General features: G+C 70.8%; 18 protein-coding genes. 4 read left to right on the forward strand and 14 right to left on the reverse strand.

The window, feature by feature from the left end:
* Positions 1 to 58: 58 nt before the first annotated feature.
* Together Mam01_RS03920 and Mam01_RS03925 are read right to left on the reverse strand one after the other, a co-directional pair.
* A complete protein-coding gene (locus tag Mam01_RS03920) occupies positions 59 to 1,225 on the reverse strand; it encodes a sensor histidine kinase (RefSeq protein ID WP_204284103.1) in 1,167 nt (388 codons plus the stop codon).
* Entirely contained in the window at positions 1,222 to 1,884 is a 663-nt protein-coding gene (locus Mam01_RS03925) for a response regulator transcription factor (RefSeq protein ID WP_204284104.1), read from the reverse strand. The genes Mam01_RS03920 and Mam01_RS03925 overlap by 4 nt, the downstream gene beginning before the upstream one ends.
* 139 nt (positions 1,885 to 2,023) lie before the next feature.
* On the opposite strand from Mam01_RS03925, the gene Mam01_RS03930 reads away from it, so the two are divergent.
* The gene (locus Mam01_RS03930) at positions 2,024 to 3,571 is read left to right on the forward strand and encodes a DUF1349 domain-containing protein (protein WP_204284105.1); all 1,548 of its coding nucleotides are present in this window, start codon (positions 2,024 to 2,026) and stop codon (positions 3,569 to 3,571) included.
* A gap of 185 nt (positions 3,572 to 3,756) precedes the next feature.
* A complete protein-coding gene (locus Mam01_RS03935) occupies positions 3,757 to 4,665 on the forward strand; it encodes a hypothetical protein (RefSeq protein WP_204284106.1) in 909 nt (302 codons plus the stop codon).
* 92 nt (positions 4,666 to 4,757) lie between these two features.
* Here the strand turns inward: Mam01_RS03935 and Mam01_RS03940 are convergent, their stop codons facing one another.
* Positions 4,758 to 5,921, reverse strand: a complete 1,164-nt coding sequence (locus tag Mam01_RS03940; protein ID WP_204284107.1) for an acyl-CoA dehydrogenase family protein — start codon at positions 5,919 to 5,921, stop codon at positions 4,758 to 4,760.
* Positions 5,922 to 6,153: 232 nt separating this feature from the next.
* Between Mam01_RS03940 and Mam01_RS03945 the strand changes: the two genes are divergently transcribed.
* The gene (locus Mam01_RS03945) at positions 6,154 to 7,467 is read left to right on the forward strand and encodes a UDP-glucose dehydrogenase family protein (protein WP_204284108.1); all 1,314 of its coding nucleotides are present in this window, start codon (positions 6,154 to 6,156) and stop codon (positions 7,465 to 7,467) included.
* On the opposite strand, the gene purE is transcribed toward Mam01_RS03945, so the two are convergent.
* The 3 genes from purE to Mam01_RS03960 all read right to left on the reverse strand — a co-directional run bounded on the left by purE (position 7,443) and on the right by Mam01_RS03960 (position 10,220).
* Positions 7,443 to 7,976, reverse strand: a complete 534-nt coding sequence (gene purE, locus Mam01_RS03950; protein ID WP_204284109.1) for a 5-(carboxyamino)imidazole ribonucleotide mutase — start codon at positions 7,974 to 7,976, stop codon at positions 7,443 to 7,445. The two genes, Mam01_RS03945 and purE, sit on opposite strands and share 25 nt — an antisense overlap.
* Positions 7,969 to 9,111 (reverse strand): 5-(carboxyamino)imidazole ribonucleotide synthase, encoded by a 1,143-nt coding sequence (locus Mam01_RS03955; protein ID WP_204284180.1) that lies wholly within the window; start codon positions 9,109 to 9,111, stop codon positions 7,969 to 7,971. The genes purE and Mam01_RS03955 overlap by 8 nt, the downstream gene beginning before the upstream one ends.
* A 125-nt stretch (positions 9,112 to 9,236) precedes the next feature.
* Positions 9,237 to 10,220 (reverse strand): hypothetical protein, encoded by a 984-nt coding sequence (locus tag Mam01_RS03960; protein WP_204284110.1) that lies wholly within the window; start codon positions 10,218 to 10,220, stop codon positions 9,237 to 9,239.
* 240 nt (positions 10,221 to 10,460) lie between these two features.
* On the opposite strand from Mam01_RS03960, the gene Mam01_RS03965 reads away from it, so the two are divergent.
* Entirely contained in the window at positions 10,461 to 11,114 is a 654-nt protein-coding gene (locus Mam01_RS03965) for a GtrA family protein (RefSeq protein WP_204284111.1), read from the forward strand.
* Between the two features lie 36 nt (positions 11,115 to 11,150).
* On the opposite strand, the gene Mam01_RS03970 is transcribed toward Mam01_RS03965, so the two are convergent.
* The 8 genes from Mam01_RS03970 to Mam01_RS04005 form a co-directional block, all read right to left on the reverse strand.
* Complete coding sequence (locus Mam01_RS03970; protein WP_150930536.1) at positions 11,151 to 12,419, reverse strand: sensor histidine kinase; 1,269 nt, start codon at positions 12,417 to 12,419, stop codon at positions 11,151 to 11,153.
* Positions 12,420 to 12,455: 36 nt separating this feature from the next.
* Entirely contained in the window at positions 12,456 to 13,124 is a 669-nt protein-coding gene (locus Mam01_RS03975; protein ID WP_030451323.1) for a response regulator transcription factor, read from the reverse strand.
* Between the two features lie 275 nt (positions 13,125 to 13,399).
* Positions 13,400 to 13,882 carry a bacterioferritin gene (bfr, locus tag Mam01_RS03980; protein WP_150930537.1) on the reverse strand — a complete coding sequence of 161 codons (483 nt, stop codon included), beginning with the start codon at positions 13,880 to 13,882 and terminating at the stop codon, positions 13,400 to 13,402.
* A 13-nt stretch (positions 13,883 to 13,895) separates the two neighbouring features.
* Positions 13,896 to 14,075, reverse strand: coding sequence for a (2Fe-2S)-binding protein (locus tag Mam01_RS03985; protein ID WP_111698258.1), 180 nt, complete (start codon positions 14,073 to 14,075; stop codon positions 13,896 to 13,898).
* A 257-nt stretch (positions 14,076 to 14,332) separates the two neighbouring features.
* Positions 14,333 to 15,418 (reverse strand): S-(hydroxymethyl)mycothiol dehydrogenase, encoded by a 1,086-nt coding sequence (locus Mam01_RS03990; protein WP_204284112.1) that lies wholly within the window; start codon positions 15,416 to 15,418, stop codon positions 14,333 to 14,335.
* 10 nt (positions 15,419 to 15,428) lie between these two features.
* The gene (locus Mam01_RS03995) at positions 15,429 to 16,439 is read right to left on the reverse strand and encodes an adenylate/guanylate cyclase domain-containing protein (protein WP_239101019.1); all 1,011 of its coding nucleotides are present in this window, start codon (positions 16,437 to 16,439) and stop codon (positions 15,429 to 15,431) included.
* Positions 16,440 to 16,550: 111 nt separating this feature from the next.
* Positions 16,551 to 17,063, reverse strand: coding sequence for a PH domain-containing protein (locus Mam01_RS04000; RefSeq protein ID WP_204284113.1), 513 nt, complete (start codon positions 17,061 to 17,063; stop codon positions 16,551 to 16,553).
* 47 nt (positions 17,064 to 17,110) lie between these two features.
* The gene (locus Mam01_RS04005; RefSeq protein ID WP_204284114.1) at positions 17,111 to 17,938 is read right to left on the reverse strand and encodes a biotin--[acetyl-CoA-carboxylase] ligase; all 828 of its coding nucleotides are present in this window, start codon (positions 17,936 to 17,938) and stop codon (positions 17,111 to 17,113) included.
* Positions 17,939 to 18,070: the final 132 nt, after the last annotated feature.

The raw sequence follows: 18,070 nt of genomic DNA on the forward strand, positions 1-18,070 counted from the left end.
CGGGTTACGGAGGCGCGGGTCGCGGGCAGGCCGGTCCGCCGATCACCGGCCGGCACCCTCATTCTCCGCGGCCCACCGCTTCCCCGCGAGCTCCGGCCTCGCGCGGCCGTCCCGCGTCAGGGATAGGAGTTCCGTGAGTGAACCGCACGGTGATGGTCAGGCCGCCTTCGGGGCGTGCGCCGGCGGCCAGGGTGGCGTGGTGAGCCTGGGTGACGGCGTTGACGATCGCGAGGCCGAGGCCGTACCCGTCGCCGCGGCCGTGACGTTCGGGCGCCAGTTTCTGGAAGGGCTGGAAAAGGCGCTGGATCTGGTCCCCGGGGACGATCGGCCCGCTGTTGGTGACCGTGAGGACCGCCTGCGTGCCGGAGGTCCGCGTGGTGACCTCCACGTGCCCGTCCGGGTGGTTGTGGCGGACGGCGTTGTCGACGAGGTTGGCGACGAGGCTTTCGATCAGTCGCGGGTCCCCGGCCGTCACCGCGGGCGTCAGGTGGCCGGCGAGGTCGATGCCCGCCTCCGTCGCCTGGCCGCGGCGGGAGGCGAGCACTCCCTCGGCGACATGGGCGAGGTCGAGGGTCTCCCAGCGGGTGACGCCGCGCTCGCTGGTGGCCAGGGCGAGCAGCGCGTCGACGAGCCGCTCCTGGTGTCCACCGAGAGCGAGGGCCTCCTGGCAGGCCGAGCGCAGGGTGCCGGCGTCGGCGTCGGGGTCGGCGAGGGTGACTTCGAGGAGGGTGCGCAGGCCGGCGAGCGGGGTGCGCAACTCGTGGGAGGCGTTGGCGACGAAGTGGCGTTGGGCGTCGAAGGAGGCTTCGAGCCGGGCGAACAGGTCGTCCAGGGTGTGGCCGAGTTCGGTCAGCTCGTCCGTGGGCTCGCCGAGGGCGAGGCGCCGGTGGAGGTTCCCCGCGGAGATGACCTTGGCGGTGGCGGTGATGGCGCGCAGCGGGTCCAGGAACCGGCCGGCGACGTACCACCCGAGAGCCAGGGCGACGGGGGCCAGGACGACCAGGGCGACGGCGGATCCGACGAGGAGTTGGGGCAGGCCGATCCCGGGCTCCGTTCCGGTGATCGTGCTCGGTTCGGGCCCGCCTACGGGTCTGGTCTCCTGGATGCCGGCGAGTGGGACGTTGACGAACACGAGCGCCAGGGCCCCGGCCGCGTAGACGCCTGCCGCGTAGGCGAGCGCGAGCCGCTTCCGCAGCGACCTCCTGGCGAATTGCCGGGAGGTCATGACGGTCCGATGCGGTAGCCGCCTTCGCGGATGGTCTCGATCACCGGCGGGTCGCCGAGCTTGGCGCGCAACCGGTGCATGGTGTGCTTGACGGCGCTGCTGAAGGGGTCGGCGGCCTCGTCCCAGACCCGTTCGAGCAGTTCCTCCGCGGAGATGACCAGGCCGGGCACGGCGAGCAGGCATTCCAGCAGGGCGAACTCCCGGGGGCTCAGGTCGAGTCGCCGGCCCGCCCGGGACGCGACCCGGCGGGCCGGATCGAGGGTGATGTCTCCGCAGGCCAGGGTGGGCGGCAGCGGCGGGGTGGCGCGGCGGGCCAGTGCGCGCACGCGGGCGACCAGCTCGGCGAACGCGAACGGCTTGGGCAGGTAGTCGTCGGCGCCGAGGCTGAGCCCGTCGACACGGTCCTCGATCGTGCCGGAGGCGGTGAGCATCAGCACCCGGGTCTCGCAGCGGCCGTGGGCGAGTCGCCGGCAGATCTCGTCGCCGTGGACACCGGGCAGGTCGCGGTCGAGGATCACCACGTCGTAGCGGGTGACGGCCAGGCGGTCGAGGGCGGCGGTGCCGTCCAGGACGACGTCGACGGCCATGCCCTCGCGGCGCAGCCCCGTTCCGATGGAGCGGGCGAGGACCTCGAAGTCCTCGACGACGAGGACCCTCACCGCCGCTCACCGCCGGTCGTCGTACGGGCGAAGCGGCCGGGTCGAGGTGCCATGTCTCCACGATGCCAGCTCCCCGGTCGCAACCGGGTCGCGGCGGCCGCGACCCGGCTGGAACCGGGCGCCCCGTACAACCGTCGCCATGAATCCACTGAAGCCTCACCGGCTCAGCCGGCAGGACGCTGTCCCCCGGGCGCTGCACTTCCCCCGGGTGCTGCGCGCGGAGTGGACCAGGTTCCGCACCAGGCGCGGCTTGGTGCTCGCCGTGGCGGCCTCCGTGCTGGTCACCGTGTCGCTCGGGCTGCTGATCGCGGGGGGCGTCCGCAGCACCTGCGTGACCGGGAAGGGCGAGGGCCCCTGCCCCGCGCCCCTGCTGGGACCCGACGGCACGGCGGTCAGGGACAAGTACTACTTCGTGCACCAGCCGCTCAGCGGGAACGGCGGCGTCACCGCCCGGGTGTCGGACCTGACCGGGCAGATGCGGCTGCCGGACGTCGTGCCCGGAGTGCGCAACGTCAAGGAGGGGGTGGTGCCGTGGGCGAAGGCCGGGCTCCTCGTCAGGCAGAGCCTCACCCAGGGCACGCCGTATGCCGCCGTCATGCTCACCGGAGAGCACGGCGTACGGATGCAGTACAACTACACCCACGACGTGGCCGGTGGTGCTCACAACGGCCCGCAGTGGCTGCGACTGACCAGGTCGGGCGACACCGTCACCGGCTACGAGTCGGACGACGGCAGGACGTGGACCGAGGTCGGCACGGTCACGCTGACCGGGCTGCCGGAGACGGTCGAGATCGGGCTGTTCGCCACCTCGCCAGGCGTGCTGTGGGAGAGGGCCCAGGCCTTCGCCCAGGCCACCGCCACCTTCGACCAGATCGCGCTGCAGGGCGCGAACGGTTCGTGGCGCCGTGACGACGTCGGCGTCACCATGGAGGCTGACGGGAAGACCCCGCACCACCCCGGCGGGGTCGTCGAGTCCGGCGGCAAGCTCATCGTGACCGGGGGCGGTGACATCGGGCCCGCCCCGGTGGAGGGCGGCGTGCGCGCCGACCTCCTGCTGACCGGCGGGGCCGTGGGGCTGATCCCGGTGCTCGTGGCGGCGGTCACGTTCCTCACAAGGACGCTCCGGCGCGGGCTCAACAGGACCGGCCCGCCGGACGAGCCGCATCCGGTACGGCTACTGGCGGCCAGGGCCGTCGTGATCGGCGCGGTCGCGTTCGTGGCGGGACTGGTGGCCTCGGGGATCGTGGTCCCCGTCGGCCTGGCGATACTGCGTGCCAACCAGAACCCGGTCCAGCCGATCAGCCTCGGCACGGAGCTTCGGGTGATCGTCGGCTACGCCGCGCTGACCGCGGCCGCCGCCGTACTGGCTCTGGGCCTCGCCGCGCTGGTCAGGCGGGCCGTCATCGCCGTCGGGCTGGCCGTCGCGCTCGTCGTCGTGCCCTACCTGCTGGCGTCCGCGGGCCTGGCGCCATGGCTGCTGATGATCACCCCTGCCGCCGGGTTCGCGATCACCCAGAGCATCCCCACGTTCGCGCACGTGGACGTGAACATGTCCCTGCTCGACGGCTACTACCCGCTCCCACCCTGGGCCGGTTTCTCCGTGACCTGCGTATACACCGCCCTCACCCTCGCGGCGGCGATAGCCGTACACCATGGGAAGCGCCACGTCAGGCCCGCATCCAACTGATCGATCGTCGGCTCGGTCGCCGCAGGCGAGCTATCTGATGGATCGCCTCGGTGCTCAGACACTGGCGGGCTTCGGTGCTCGCCCCGCGGGTCGCCGGCACCGACCGACAAGAACAGAAGGCGAGGCTACCAGCGTAATTGCTGGCTGAACGGCAATAGGGGCTCGTCTCAATGTAATATGCCGTGATGGCAGCTCTCTTTGCACGTACGGCGACTTCCGTTCTCCTCGTCGTACTTGTTTCCGGATGCCTTCCCGGATCTGATGAAACCTACGTTTCAGCTGATGAAGCGACAGGAGTCTCACTGCCGGTCTCGTTCACCTATCGGCCCACTGCCGTTCCGGCGATTTCCGAGGAGGATCGGATCACCCTCGTCAACGCGCGGAACGAGCTGATCTCGAGGTGCATGAGGAAGAAGGGGTTCACTTTCAGAATCGCCAAGGCCGAAGCCGGCCCTTCGAACGGGGGCCCGAGCGACAGCGACGTCGCCTACCGTAGTCGATACGGCTATGACGAGCGCCCTTGGCAGGCACAGCATGGCAGCAGATCCGCATCCAGGGGTAAGAGCGTGGTCGGGCATTCTCCGAAATATCTCCTTGCACTTGAAGGCCCCCCAGGATCACAGAAACGAATCGACGGCGTGTGGGGAGGACTGAGCAAGGAGGCGCCGACCAAAGGCTGCCTGGCGGAGGCGGACCGCAAGCTGTATGGCGACGTCATCGAGTGGGCGTCTCTCGACCTGACAGTGCTTAACATCGAGAATCTCATGCTCAACGGAGTGCCGGTGGACTCCCGTTACGTCGAAGCGCTGAGGCGATGGAGGAGCTGCATGAGCGGCCGCGGGATGCGCTTCAAGAACCCGTACGAAGCAAGAGAAAAGGCCGATAGCAAGGAGTCCACGCGGGCGGAGACGCTCGCGATAGCGACGGCCGACGCCATCTGCAACGGCGAAGCCGGACTCACCGTCACCGCGAAAACGGTAGCCGCGGAGATCACCTCCGAGCTGGCCCGAAAGAACAAGCACGCGATAGCCAGGCACAAGGCCCTGCAGGAGTCGGCACTTACGAAGATCCGAACCGGGCAAATCCCGAGCTGAGGTCTCCCGCGAAGCAGCAAGGCCGACCTGACGGCCGTACCACCGGAACCCGCCTCCCGGGAAAAGGAGACGGGGGTCGCGTAGTGCAGAAGCTACTTCAGGAGCTGGCGGGCCATGACCATGCGCTGGATCTGGTTGGTGCCCTCGTAGATCTGGGTGATCTTGGCGTCGCGCATCATGCGCTCGACCGGGAAGTCGCGGGTGTAGCCGTACCCGCCGAGGAGCTGGACGGCGTCGGTGGTGATCTCCATGGCGGCGTCGGAGGCGGCGCACTTGGCGGCGCTGGAGAAGAACGTGAGGTCCTTGACCCGCGTGCCGTTCATGGCCAGCTCCGACTTGGCCGCGGCGGCGTAGGTGAGCTGACGGGCGGCCTCCAGCTTCATCGCCATGTCGGCGACCATGAACTGCAGGCCCTGGAAGTCGGCGATCGGCTTGCCGAACTGCCTGCGCTCCTTGATGTAGCCGATCGCGTGGTCCAGCGCGCCCTGGGCGATGCCGAGCGCCTGCGCGGCGATCGTGATGCGCGTGTGGTCCAGCGTGGCGAGGGCGGTCCTGAAGCCGGTGCCCGGCTCGCCGATCATCCGGGACTCCGGGATCCGCACGTTCTCCAGGATGACCTGGCGGGTGGGTGAGCCCTTGATGCCGAGCTTCCTCTCCTTGGGCCCGAACGAGACGCCCTCGTCGTCCTTCTCCACCACGAACGCGGAGATGCCGCGGGCGCCGGCCGACGGGTGGGCTACGGCCATAACCGTGTAATACTCCGACACGCCCGCGTTGGTGATCCACATCTTGGTGCCGTTGAGCACGTAGTGGTCGCCGTCGCGCTCGGCCCTGGTCTTCATCGCGGCGGCGTCCGAGCCCGCCTCCGGCTCCGACAGGGCGTAGGAGAACATCGCCTCCCCGGCCGCGACCGGCCGCAGGTAGCGCTGCTTGAGCTCCTCGGACGCCGACAGCAGCAGCGGCATGGTGCCCAGCTTGTTGACGGCCGGGATCAGGGAGGACGAGGCGCAGGCGCGGGCGACCTCCTCGATCACGATCACGGTCGCCAGGGCGTCGGCCCCGGCGCCGCCGTACGCCTCGGGGATGTGGACGGCCTGCAGGTCGGCCGCGACGAGGTCCTTGTAGACCTCCCAGGGGAACTCCTCGTTCTCGTCCGCCGCCGCGGCTCGCGGGGCGATCTTCTCGTCGGCGAGGGCCCGTACGGTCTCACGGAGCATCTCGTGCTCCTCGGCGGGGGCGTAGAGAGGGAAGCTCATGACGCGATACTAGGACGTCCGACCGAAAAGTTACCAGTCGGTACGGCACGCGTCCTGACACCTCGCCCTGACAACGGCCGTAATGGCCTATGCACACGGGACCCATCGACCACCTGGGCGTTTGGCCGTACCGTTGGGCCCAAGGCCCCGGTTTGCCCAGGTGGCTGCTCGGGCAGATGACAGGCCCGGTACCATGCCAGATCACGAAGAGTCGGCAAGAGGGGAGCCTGCCGTGCCGTACCGCCTCACCGTGCTGGGGACCGGATACCTGGGTGCCACGCACGCGGCCTGCATGGCGGAGCTGGGCTTCGAGGTGCTCGCTCTCGACGTGGACCAGAGCAAGATCGAACGGCTGCGGCGCGGCGAGCTGCCGATCCACGAGCCCGGGCTCGAGGAGGTCCTCCGCCGCAACCTCGATTCGGGCAGGCTGCGTTTCACCACCTCCTACGAGGAGGTGGCGAAGTTCGGCGACGTTCACTTCGTCTGCGTCGGCACGCCGCAGAAGAAGGGCGAGCGCGCCGCCGACGTCTCCTATCTCGACGCGGTCGTCGAGTCGCTGGCCCCCTATCTGGACCGCGAGTGCCTGGTCGTGGGCAAGTCGACGGTCCCCGTCGGCACCGCGGAGCGCCTCGCCGACAAGCTCGTACGGCTCGCGCCCGCCGGCGCGCAGGCCGAGCTGGCCTGGAACCCCGAGTTCCTGCGCGAGGGCTTCGCCGTACGGGACACCCTTCAGCCGGACCGGATCGTGCTCGGGGTGGCCTCCGAACGGGCCGAGAAGATCCTGCGGGACGTCTACGCGCCGCTCGGCGAGGTGCCGATCGTGGTGACCGACTTCCCCACGGCCGAGCTGGTCAAGTCGGCCGCGAACGCGTTCCTGGCCACGAAGATCTCGTTTATCAACGCCATGGCCGAGGTCTGCGAGGCCGCCGGCGGCGACGTCACGCAGTTGTCCGCGGCGTTGTCGTACGACGATCGGATCGGCGGCCGGTATCTCAACCCCGGCCTCGGCTTCGGCGGCGGATGCCTGCCCAAGGACATCAGGGCGTTCACCGCCCGGGCCGACGAACTGGGCGCCGGCCACGCGCTCGCCTTCCTGCGGGAGGTCGACGAGATCAACCTGCGGCGCCGCGCCCGGATGGTCGGCCTCGCCGGTGAGGCCCTCGGCGGTTCCTTCGGGGGCCGGAGGGTGGCGGTGCTGGGCGCGGCCTTCAAGCCCAACTCGGACGACATCCGCGACTCGCCCGCGCTGGACGTCGCGGTGAAGATCGCCGAGCTGGGCGGGCTGGTGACGCTCTACGACCCGGCCGCCCTGGCCAACGCGCGGGCCGCCCACCCCCAGCTCGGGTACGCCGAGTCGGCCCTGGAGGCCGCGAGCGGCGCCGAGGTCGTGCTGCTGCTCACCGAGTGGCAGGAGTTCGTCGCCCTCGACCCCGAGGACCTGGGGGCGGTCGTCGCCGCCCGGGTCATCGTCGACGGCCGCAACGCGCTCGACGTGGAGACCTGGCGGGGCGCAGGCTGGGACTACCGCGCGCTCGGGCGCCCCTGATCCTGTTCCCCGTGGAGGGCGGCGGCCTCGGCGCGAAGCCGCTCGCCCTTGGCGTGTGCCTGGTCGCGCAGGGCGACCTGGAACTCCTCCATCCGCCGCCGCAGGCCCTCGTCGGCCGCCGCCAGGATCCGTACGGCGAGCAGTCCCGCGTTGCGGGCGCCGCCGACGGCGACGGTCGCCACGGGCACCCCGGCCGGCATCTGGACGATCGACAGCAGCGAGTCCATCCCGTCGAGATACTTGAGCGGCACCGGGACGCCGATCACCGCCAGCGGGGTGACCGAGGCCAGCATGCCCGGCAGATGGGCGGCGCCGCCCGCCCCGGCGATGATCACCTTCAGCCCGCGCCCGGCCGCGCGGGAGCCGTACTCGATCATTTCGGCCGGCATCCGGTGTGCGGAGACCACGTCGGCCTCGAAGGACACGCCGAACTCGGCGACCGCCTCGGCGGCCAGGCGCATCACCGGCCAGTCCGAGTCGCTCCCCATGACGATCCCGACGTCAGGCATCCACGGGTCCTCTCAGGCAGGTGACGGCGTGGCGGGCGCGGGCCCGCACCTCGTCGAGGTCGGTGCCGAGGGCCGTGACGTGCCCGATCTTGCGGCCGGGCCGCACGTCCTTGCCATAGAAATGGATCTTGATGCCCGGGTCGTTGGCCAGCACGTGCTCGTACCGCGAGTACACGTCCGGGTCGGGCCCGCCGAGCAGATTGGCCATGACGACGACCGGCGCGGTCATCGACGGCGACCCGAGCGGCAGGTTCAGCACGGCCCGCAGGTGCTGCTCGAACTGGGACGTCCGCGCGCCCTCGATCGTCCAGTGGCCGCTGTTGTGCGGGCGCATGGCCAGTTCGTTGACCACGAGGCCGGTCTTCGTGACGAACATCTCGACCGCGAGGAGCCCGGTCACGCCGAGGTCGCGCGCGATGGTGAGCGCGACGCGCTGGGCGTACGCCGCCTCCTCCTCGCCGAGGTCCGGCGCGGGGGCGATGACCTCGACGCAGATCCCGTCCTGCTGGACCGTCTCCACGACGGGATAGCTGACGCCCTGGCCGTGCGGCGATCGGGCGACCAGCACGGCGATCTCCCGCTCGAACGGGACGAACGCCTCGGCCAGCAGGTCGACGCCGGTGCCGAGCGCCGCTTCGGCCTCGTCCGGCGACGAGCAGACCCACACGCCCCGGCCGTCGTACCCGCCGCGGACCGCCTTCAGCACCACCGGCCAGCCGTGCTCGCCCGCGAACGCCTCGACGCCGGCCAGATCCTCGACCCGGGCCCAGGCCGGGCAGGGCGCGCCGATCGCGGTGAGCCGCTCGCGCATGACCGCCTTGTCCTGCGCGTGGACGAGCGCGTCGGCCCCGGGGTGTACGGCGTGCCCGTCGTCGGCCAGGGCCCGGATGTGCCCGGTCGGCACATGCTCGTGGTCGAACGTGACGGCGTCGCACCCCTTGGCGAACTCCCGCAGGTCGGCGAGGTCGCGGTAGTCGCCCAGCCGGGTGTCCACGATGACCTTGGCGGCGCTCTCGTCGCGGGCGTTCGCCAGCACGCGCAGCTCGATGCCGAGCGCGATCGCGGCCTGCTGGGTCATCCGGGCGAGCTGGCCCGCGCCGACAATGCCCACGACAGGGCCCACAACAGGGCCCACCACGGGCGCGGCCACCGGCCGGGAAGGGGAATCCTTCGGGCTGTTCACGACAGGTCAGCCTACCTATTGCCCACGCGTACGCCCGCCATGGGTCACGCTTCACAGAGCGGCCAAAGCCGACCCGGTCAGCCGTCGCCCTCGGTGATGTCGGCCAGGACCCGGCGCATGCCCACGGTCGTCATCCTGTTGTCCGCGCCCACCCTGGTGGCGAGCAGCACGATCTCCGCGCCCGTCATGGTCTTCGGCGCACCGCCGGTGAAGGCGCGCACGTCGGCCGCACCGTACCGCCGATGGGCGAGGGAGGAGCGCCCCGGGCCCGGCTTCTGGGTGAAGACGAGGCGCAGCGCGTGGAACACCAGGGCCCCGCCGTCCGGCAGGGCCAGCGCGCGGGCCGGCCCCTCGATGCGTACGTCGGTGGACAGGCGGTCGGGACGGACCCTGCCGGGAGCCCGGACCAGTTCGCCGAGCAGGCCGCGCATCGGGTCGCCGGAGACGAAGCGGACCCCGCTCACCCCTGCGGGGTCGGTCAGGAACGCGACGTGCCGGGTGGACACGAGCCGCGCCCCGACCCAGGAACCCGGGCCGGCCGCGGCGTCCACGATCTCGCCCTCCCCCTCGGGCGCCTGGGGCGCCTCGCCGTCGAGCGGAATCGGCCCGGCGCCGAGCCGCCACGCGCCGTCCGTGCGTACGAAGACGAAGTAGGCCGGGGTGGGCTTGCGGGCCAGGACGGCGAACCAGGGGTCGTCCTCGCCGTCCTCGTGCGCGGGGAGCAGGAACTCCGGGTCCTCGGGCACGTCGAAGCCGGGCGCGGCGCGGCCCTCGCGGGCCGCCGCGCAGACACGGCTCCCGATCGCCTGCTCCGCCCACGTCGTGAGCCGCTCGATCTCCGCGCAGTCGCCGTCCTTCCAGGCGGCGGCGAGATCGCCGAGCCCGCCGAAGGCCGCCTCGGCGTCCGCCCGGGCGACCTCGGCCATCGGCGCGGAGGTCTCCCCGGGATCGGCCGGGAGTTCCCGGGCGCTCTCGGTTCCGCACCCCGCGAGAGAAACCGCGAGGAGAACCGCGAGCAGGACGAGGCTCGGCGGACGAGCCCCGAAGGTACGACGAACCACGGTGAAGGCCACCTCTTCCACAACGGCACGGCCCCGCGCGAAGTGATCCAGTGGGGCGAGAGCGTAGTGCGAAGAGTGCCGTCAAATCCCAGATGACGGGATTTTCCGTGAAATGTTCTTTGGTGACCTGCGGCGAAGCGGCGAGAGGTTGCGCTACTACCCTCATTTGTGCCACCGGCAGGTAGCCTGAGAGGACCTCGCCGCCGACCAGGCCGCAGATCAGGAAGGACCGATCGGGACGTGCAGTTTCTACAACGCGCCTACGAGCGGTTCGCCACGCTCATCCACGAGTTGATCAAGTTCGGAGCGGTGGGCGCGATCGCGTTCGTCATCGACTTCGGCGGCACCAACTTACTGCGGTTCGGCGTCGGCCTGGGCCCGCTGAGCTCGAAGGTCGGGGCCACGATCGTCGCCGCCACCTTCGCCTACGCGGGCAACCGGTTCTGGACCTACCGGCACCGCAAGCAGAGCGGCCTGCGACGCGAGTACATCCTGTTCTTCATTCTCAACGGCGTCGGGCTGCTGCCCCCGCTGCTCACCATCGGATTCGTGACGTACTCGCTGGGTCTGCACGACGCACTGAGCTACAACATCGCCCAGGGCGTCGGCGTGGTCATCGGCACGCTGTTCCGCTTCTGGTCGTACAAGAAGTGGGTGTTCCTCGCGGCTCCGGAGCCGGTCGAGAGCGCTGGTCCCGCCGGGGGCGTCGAGGCGCTCGTCGCGTCCGCCGCGAAGGTCGGCCCCCAGAAGAACGGTTCCCCGACGGGCGGCTCTCCGAAGAACGGCTCCCCGACGAACGGCTCCCGGAAGACCGGCAAGAAGGCCCGGGCGAAGGCGAGAGCGGCTGTCACGGCGGACGTCTCGGCGCAGCCCGACCCGATCACCGCTCGCTGACCCCGTTTTCGTCCCCCGCTTCGCACGTCGCCCGGGTCAGGCCGGGCCGGAGACCACGCGGCGACGCTCGTTGTCGCGGTCGTGCCGCAGGAAGATGGCGAAGGTCGCCGGACGGCGCTTGACGAGTTCGAGCCGGCCGCCGTCGGCGGCGACCAGGGCGCGGGCGAGGGTCAGCCCCAGGCCGGTGCCGCCGCTGCCACTCACGTTCCGCTCGAAGACGCGCTGGCCGAGGGCCTCGGGGATGCCCGGCCCCTCGTCGCCCACCTCGATCACCACGGACTTCCCCGCGCTCGAGGTGTTGATCGTCAGCACGCCGTCGCCGTGCTTCAGCGAGTTCTCCAGCAGGGTGGCCAGCACCTGGCTGAGCCCGCCCGTCGTGCCGAGGGCGCGCAGGCCGCGGTCTCCCGCCAGCACCAGCGACCGATGGGCCCGGCGGAACGCGGGCTCCCACTCGACGATCTGCTGGCCGACCACGTCGTCCACGTCGAGCGGCCCGGCCTGGGCGTGGCGCTGCCTGCGGGCCGCGGCCAGCAACTCGTCGATGACCGCCGTCAGCCGCTCGACCTGAACGATGGCGGCCTCGCCCTCCTCGCGGACCACCTCGGGCTGCCCGGCCGCGGCGACGATCTCCTCCAGGCGCATGGTCAGCCCGGTCAGCGGCGTACGCAGCTGGTGGGAGGCGTCGGTGGCGAACTCGCGCTCGCGGGCGAGCAGATCGGAGATCCGCAGCGCGCTGCGGTCCAGCACCTCCGCCACGAGGTCGAGCTCCGGAACGCCGTAGCGGTGCCTGCTGGGCCTCGCGTCGCCCGAGCCCAGCCGCTCCGCGATCCTGGTGAGGTCTTGGAGCGGCAGGCTCAGGCGGCGCGAGGTCACGGTGGCCAGCCCGATCGCGGCGCCGAGCGCCGCGATCGCGAGCGCGATGATCAGCACCAGCCGCGCCCGGGTCTCCCGCTGGACCTGGGCCGAGTCGCGGCTGACGCGTACGTAGCCGTTCTCGGAGCGAGCCTCCTCTGTCAGGTCACGGGCCTCCGGTGGCGGCGTGCCTGCGATGATCGGCGGATTGCCCCGGACGTACACCTGGAGGTATCTGTCCGGGTAGTTCCGTGCGAGCTGCTCCGGACTGATCGGCTGCTGCTGGCTGATGGAATACTCCACCCCGATCAGCAGCCGGTTCGCCTCCGAGTGCAGTTCCTGGGCGGCCTCGTCGTTGATCAGCCGTACGACGACCACGCCCAGGGGCACGCCTAACAGCAGGACCGCGATGACCGCGACGAGCAGCATGGAGGCAAGCAGGCGCCGGCGCATGCGGCTAGCTCCTCCCCCGAAACCGCCCCACGGCCGCTACTCGCGCTCGAAGCGGAAGCCGACCCCACGAACGGTGGTGATGTAGCGCGGCTTGGCCGCGTCGTCGCCCAGCTTCCGGCGCAGCCAGGAAATGTGCATGTCCAGTGTCTTGGTCGAACCCCACCAGTTGGTGTCCCACACCTCGCGCATGATCTGCTCGCGGGTGACGACCTTGCCGGCGTCCCGTACGAGCACGCGCAGCAGGTCGAACTCCTTGGTGGTGAGATGCAGCTCCTTGTCCCCCATCCAGGCCCGGCGGGAGTCGGCGTCGATGCGGACGCCCTGCACCACCGGGGTCTCCGACGTTCCGCGCCGGAGCAGCGCCCGCACACGGGCGAGCAACTCCGCCAGCCGGAACGGCTTGGTCACATAGTCGTCGGCCCCCGCGTCGAGACCGACGACGGTGTCGACTTCGTCGACACGGGCGGTGAGGATCAGGACCGGAGTCCCGTGCCCCTCCGCGCGAATGCGGCGCGCGACCTCCAGCCCGTCCATTTCTGGCAGGCCGAGGTCGAGAACAATCAGGTCGACGCCCCCCGACAAGGCCCTCTCCAGGGCCTGCGGGCCATCCGGGCTCACCTCCACCTGATAGCCCTCCCGGCGCAGTGCGCGCGCCAGTGGCTCGGATATCGAGGTGTCATCCTCGGCGAGAAGTACGCAGGTCATGGTGCGATCGTAGGACCTTAAGCGATCGTTTCCCGGCTACAGCGCGCAGTTTGACTTGTCGTTGACTCATCAATTGACCTGGGCAAACACTGATATATCCCGGATAGTCATCACGGAAGGGCCGTGATCTTTTATGGCGTTCTCCGCCAATTCGAACAGCCTCGGATCAATACGGATAATGACATGAGAAACGCCCGCCGAACCGATGTCGACGGGCGTTGTCCATCTGTATTCGCGAGTTTCGGCCGACCTCCGGACGAGACTCCGGGCGGGCCTCAGGCGGGCGACGGCGGCTCCGCGTACCGCTGGAGGTAGGACTGCTCGCCCAGGCTGTCCAGGAGCCCGAGCTCGGTCTCCAGGTAGTCGATGTGGTGCTCCTCGTCGGCGAGGATCCGCTCGAAGAGCGTGGCGGAGGTGAAGTCTCCCCGCTCCCGCATGAGGGCGATCCCCGGCCGCAGCCGCTTGACCACCTCGACCTCAAGCTCCAGGTCGGCCTGGAGCTGCTCCCTGACGGTCTGGCCGATGTGGAGGGTGTTGAGCTTCTGGTAGTTCGGCAGGCCCTCCAGGAAGAGGATCCGGTCGGTGAGCTCCTCCGCGTGCCGCATCTCGTCTATCGACTCCGCCCTCGTTAAGGCGGCGAGCTTGGTGTATCCCCAGTTCTCCTGCAGCTTGGCGTGCAGGAAGTATTGGTTGATGGCGGTGAGCTCGGAGGTGAGCTGCTCGTTGAGCAGCGCGATGATCTCCTTGTCGCCCTGCATCGCGTACCTCGATCTATGCGCTGGTGACCAGGTCGTCTGACCGTTTCAGGATGGCACAGATCTTTCGGACACATGACGCGCAGTCCCCTCCGGCGCCGGTGGCGTCCCGCACCTGACGAGCCGTCCGCGCCCCCGCGGCGATGCAGTCGTGCACCTCGTTCTCGGTGACCGCGCGGCAGATGCACACGTACATGGATCGCCCTCTCAGGGATCATGAGGAAGGTTAGGCATACCTAAGATAACCCACTTTGGTTAGGCTCGCCTACGTGATCCAGCGCACAGAAAGGGGCGGCGTCCGGCAAACCCGCTGTCCGAGGAGGACCCGGGAGCCGGAACGCCGCCCCTGTCGCCGAGGCGGGCCGCCGTCCGCGGAGGTCAGAGCACCACGACTCAAAGCACCGTGACTCAGAGCACCGTGACTCAGAGCACCGTGACTCAGAGCACCGTGACTCAGAGCACCACGACGGAGCGCAGCACCTCCCCGCGGTGCATCTTGCCGAACGCCTCCTCGACCTGGTCGAGGGCGATGGTCTCGGAGACGAACCCGTCGAGGTCGAGCCGTCCCTGCAGATAGAGGTCGATCAGCATCGGGAAGTCGCGGCTGGGCAGGCAGTCGCCGTACCAGGACGACTTGAGCGCGCCGCCGCGGCCGAACACGTCGAGCAGGGGGAGTTCGAGGGTCATCTCGGGCGTCGGCACGCCGACGAGCACGACGGTCCCGGCGAGGTCGCGGGCGTAGAAGGCCTGCTTGTACGTCTCCGGGCGGCCCACCGCCTCGATCACCACGTCGGCGCCGAAACCACCGGTCAGGTCGCGGATCGCCGCCACGGGGTCGGCCTCGCGCGAGTTGACGGTGTGGGTGGCGCCGAAGCGGCGGGCCCAGTCGAGCTTGCGGTCGTCGACGTCCACCGCGATGATCGTCCGCGCCCCGGCGAGGTTCGACCCGAGGATCGCCGCGTTGCCCACGCCGCCGCAGCCGATCACCGCCACCGAGTCGCCGCGGGTGACGCCGCCGGTGTTGATCGCGGCACCGAGGCCCGCCATCACGCCGCAGCCGAGGAGGCCGGCGACGGCCGGGATGGCCGCCGCGTCGACCTTCGTGCACTGGCCCGCAGCCACCAGGGTCTTCTCCGCGAACGCCCCGATGCCGAGCGCCGGGCTGAGCGCGGTGCCGTCGGCCAGGGACATCTTCTGGGCGGCGTTGTGGGTGCTGAAGCAGTACCACGGCCGGCCCCGCAGGCACGCCCGGCACTGCCCGCAGACCGCGCGCCAGTTGAGGATGACGTAGTCGCCCGGCGCGACCTCGGTCACGCCCTCGCCGACCGCCTCGACGACGCCCGCGGCCTCATGGCCCAGCAGGAACGGGAACTCGTCGTTGATGCCGCCCTCGCGGTAGTGGAGATCGGTGTGGCAGACGCCGCAGGCCTGCACGTTCACGACCGCCTCGCCGGGCCCCGGGTCCGGGACGACGACCGTCTCCAGTGTCACCGCCTCTCCCTTGCCCCGTGCCACCACGCCCTGGACTTCGTACGGCATGCCCCGCACCTCAACTCTCTCTGCTGGATCTCCTCAGAACATACGGCTCCACGACGCCGAGCCCGCGTGCGGGGCGGCGGCGCAGTTTCACCAGGTCGACGCCGGAGGCCCCGGTGAGCGCCGCGGCCATCTCGCTGTCGGCGAGGATCGTGCCCGGCCGGGCGATGGCGGTGAGCCGCGCCGCCAGGTTCACCGTCGTACCGAAGACGTCGCCCATCGCGGGCAGCACCGGGCCGTACGCCAGCCCGACCCGCACGTCCGGCCCCTCGGCGTCCCGCTTGAGCTCGTCGAGCAGGTCGAGCGCGATCAGGGCCGCGGTGCGCGGGCCCGAGGCCGTGAAGAGCACCTCGTCGCCGAGCGTCTTCACCAGCCGCCCGTCGTGGGCGGCGATCACGTCGGAGGCCCGTGACTCGAACCCCTCGACCAGGTCGGCCAGCGCCAGTTCGTCCAGTTCCCGGGACACCCGGGTGAAGGCGACGAGGTCGGCGAACCCGACCGCGAGCCTCGGGCGGGTCGGAGAGGCCTCCCCACCCGGCTCGCCGGGCTCGGCGAGGCTGACCAGCCGGCTCGCGGTCGCGGCGAGCTGCGACCGCCAGACGTGCACCAGCGTCCGCTCGAAGTCCGGCAGCAGGCGGCTGACCGTGTCCATCACCTGCCGGAGCCGCTCCTCGCCCGGCCGCGCCCCGGGCTCGATCAGCGCGTCCACCATGATCTCCGCCTGCCACTGCGCGAGCCGCGCGGTGTTGCGGCCGAGCGCGCGGGCCATGCGGATCACGGACCGCTCGTCGAGCATCTCCGCGTCCAGCAGGTCGCGGATGCGGTGCAGGGCCTCCAGATCGGCGTCCGTGAACGCCACCGCGTCGTCGGCGAACGTCGCGAAGCCCAGGGCCCGCCAGATCCGCGCGGCGAGCTCCTGCGGGATCCCCGCCGCCTCGGCGACCTGCCGCCGCGTGTACACCGGCGGCGGCCCCAGAAACAGCCGCCGCATGTCGTCGGCGCCGGGCCGCCCGCTTGTCTCCACGTCTCCCTCCCCCGTACGGCACGTGGTCCGTGCCGCTTAGGTCGTGCCTGACGAATCATGCCCTGCTGCGCGTGGCCCAGCTCGCGACGGGCAGCATTTGTCAGACGCTCCCTACTCCCCGTCGATTTTCCCGTCGGCGGCATCCTCCACCAGCCGGAACAGCTCGTGCCGTACGCGCTGGATCTGGGGGATGTCCCGGTAGTCGATGTCGCCCTTCTCCGAGGCCGACTCGACCCGGAGCGTGCCACAGCCCAGGATGCGCTCCAGGAACCGCTGGTCGGAGCTCACGCTGCTGACCTTGGCCAGCGGGATGTCGTCCTCCGACTTGTTCAGCACCCCGAGGCTGATGGCGAAGCGGTGCGAGGTCAGCGTGTAGGAGGTCGTCACCCAGCGCAGATAGGGGATGAGCGTCCACAGGACCAGCGCCACGAAGGCGACTACGGCCACCGCACCGCGGGCGAGCCCCGCGTACTCGTAGTCGCCGGGAATGAGGATGAAGGCCGCGACGGCGGCGGCCAGGACGACGACGAAGGCGAGAACCGGCAGGATGAGCCGCTTCCAGTGCGGATGGAACGACAGAACGACCCGCTCGCCCTCGGCCAGATAGTGATCCGGGAGACCCATGGCGCAAATCGTGACACGATCCCGGGTCGTTCGCATGCGTTCCCGGGCTACGTGATCGACCCAGGGCGGACGTGAACGACGTCGCCGGCGCTGAGCGAGTGCTCCCCGTCCTCGCCGCGCACGATCAGGTGGCCCGCCGGGTCGATGCCGGCGGCCCGGCCGGTGAGCACCCGCTCGCCGGGCAGTTCGACCCGTACGTCCTGGCCCACGGTCGCCGACCAGGCGAGATAGGCCGCGCGCAGGCCCGAGGCGTCCGGGTCGCCGTCGGCGGCCACCCAGTCGCGGTAGTGCGACTCGACCTCCCGCAGGATCGCGCGCAGCAGCGGGTCGCGGTCGGTGCAGGCGGCGTTCTCCACCGCGAGGGACGTGGCCCGCTCGACGGGCAGTTCCTCCCGTCGCAGCGAGACGTTGAGGCCCATGCCGATGACGACCACCCGGTCGACCCGCTCGGCCAGGATGCCGGCCAGTTTGCGCTCCCCGATCATGAGGTCGTTCGGCCACTTCAGCCGTACGTCCAGCTCGGCGATCCGCCGTACGGCGGAGGCGGCGGCGAGACCCACCAGCAGGGCCAGCCAGCCCTGCCGCGCGAGCGGCACCTCCGGCCGCAGCAGCATCGAGAACGTCAGCCCCGAGCGCGGCGGCGCGCTCCAGGGGCGGCCGAGCCGTCCCCGGCCCGCGAACTGCGCCTCCGCGACCAGCACGGCGCCCTCACCGGGGGTGTCCCGCACGGTCTTCGCGAGGTCGGCGTTGGTGGAACCGGTCCGCTCGACCACGCGCACGGACGACCACAGCGATCCGGGGCGCACCAGCGCCCTGGTCAGCGCGGTCTCGGACAGCGGAGGCCGATCGAGGTCGGCGTACGGCGAGTCGGGCACGCGTCCAGGCTATCGGCCGGGGGCCGCCCCCACCTCCGCGAAGCCACATCGGCGGCCCGCCGCCTCGATAGGCCTCAGCGCGGGGCGCCAGGAGGGTCCCCAGGCGAGCTGAGAGCGGGTCCGGGCCGGTTT

It is taken from the genome of Microbispora amethystogenes (assembly GCF_016863015.1).
Taxonomy (GTDB): Bacteria; Actinomycetota; Actinomycetes; order Streptosporangiales; family Streptosporangiaceae; genus Microbispora; species Microbispora amethystogenes.

Bases quoted from the DNA above. Each gene is read 5' to 3' on its own strand.
- Mam01_RS03920 (WP_204284103.1), bottom strand. From the start codon at position 1,225: ATGACCTCCCGGCAATTCGCCAGGAGGTCGCTGCGGAAGCGGCTCGCG.
- Mam01_RS03930 (WP_204284105.1), top strand. From the start codon at position 2,024: ATGAATCCACTGAAGCCTCACCGGCTCAGCCGGCAGGACGCTGTCCCC.
- Mam01_RS03935 (WP_204284106.1), top strand. From the start codon at position 3,757: ATGGCAGCTCTCTTTGCACGTACGGCGACTTCCGTTCTCCTCGTCGTA.
- Mam01_RS03940 (WP_204284107.1), bottom strand. From the start codon at position 5,921: ATGAGCTTCCCTCTCTACGCCCCCGCCGAGGAGCACGAGATGCTCCGT.
- purE (WP_204284109.1), bottom strand. From the start codon at position 7,976: ATGCCTGACGTCGGGATCGTCATGGGGAGCGACTCGGACTGGCCGGTG.
- Mam01_RS03970 (WP_150930536.1), bottom strand. From the start codon at position 12,419: ATGCGCCGGCGCCTGCTTGCCTCCATGCTGCTCGTCGCGGTCATCGCG.
- Mam01_RS03975 (WP_030451323.1), bottom strand. From the start codon at position 13,124: ATGACCTGCGTACTTCTCGCCGAGGATGACACCTCGATATCCGAGCCA.
- bfr (WP_150930537.1), bottom strand. From the start codon at position 13,882: ATGCAGGGCGACAAGGAGATCATCGCGCTGCTCAACGAGCAGCTCACC.
- Mam01_RS03985 (WP_111698258.1), bottom strand. From the start codon at position 14,075: ATGTACGTGTGCATCTGCCGCGCGGTCACCGAGAACGAGGTGCACGAC.
- Mam01_RS03990 (WP_204284112.1), bottom strand. From the start codon at position 15,418: ATGCCGTACGAAGTCCAGGGCGTGGTGGCACGGGGCAAGGGAGAGGCG.
- Mam01_RS04000 (WP_204284113.1), bottom strand. From the start codon at position 17,063: ATGGGTCTCCCGGATCACTATCTGGCCGAGGGCGAGCGGGTCGTTCTG.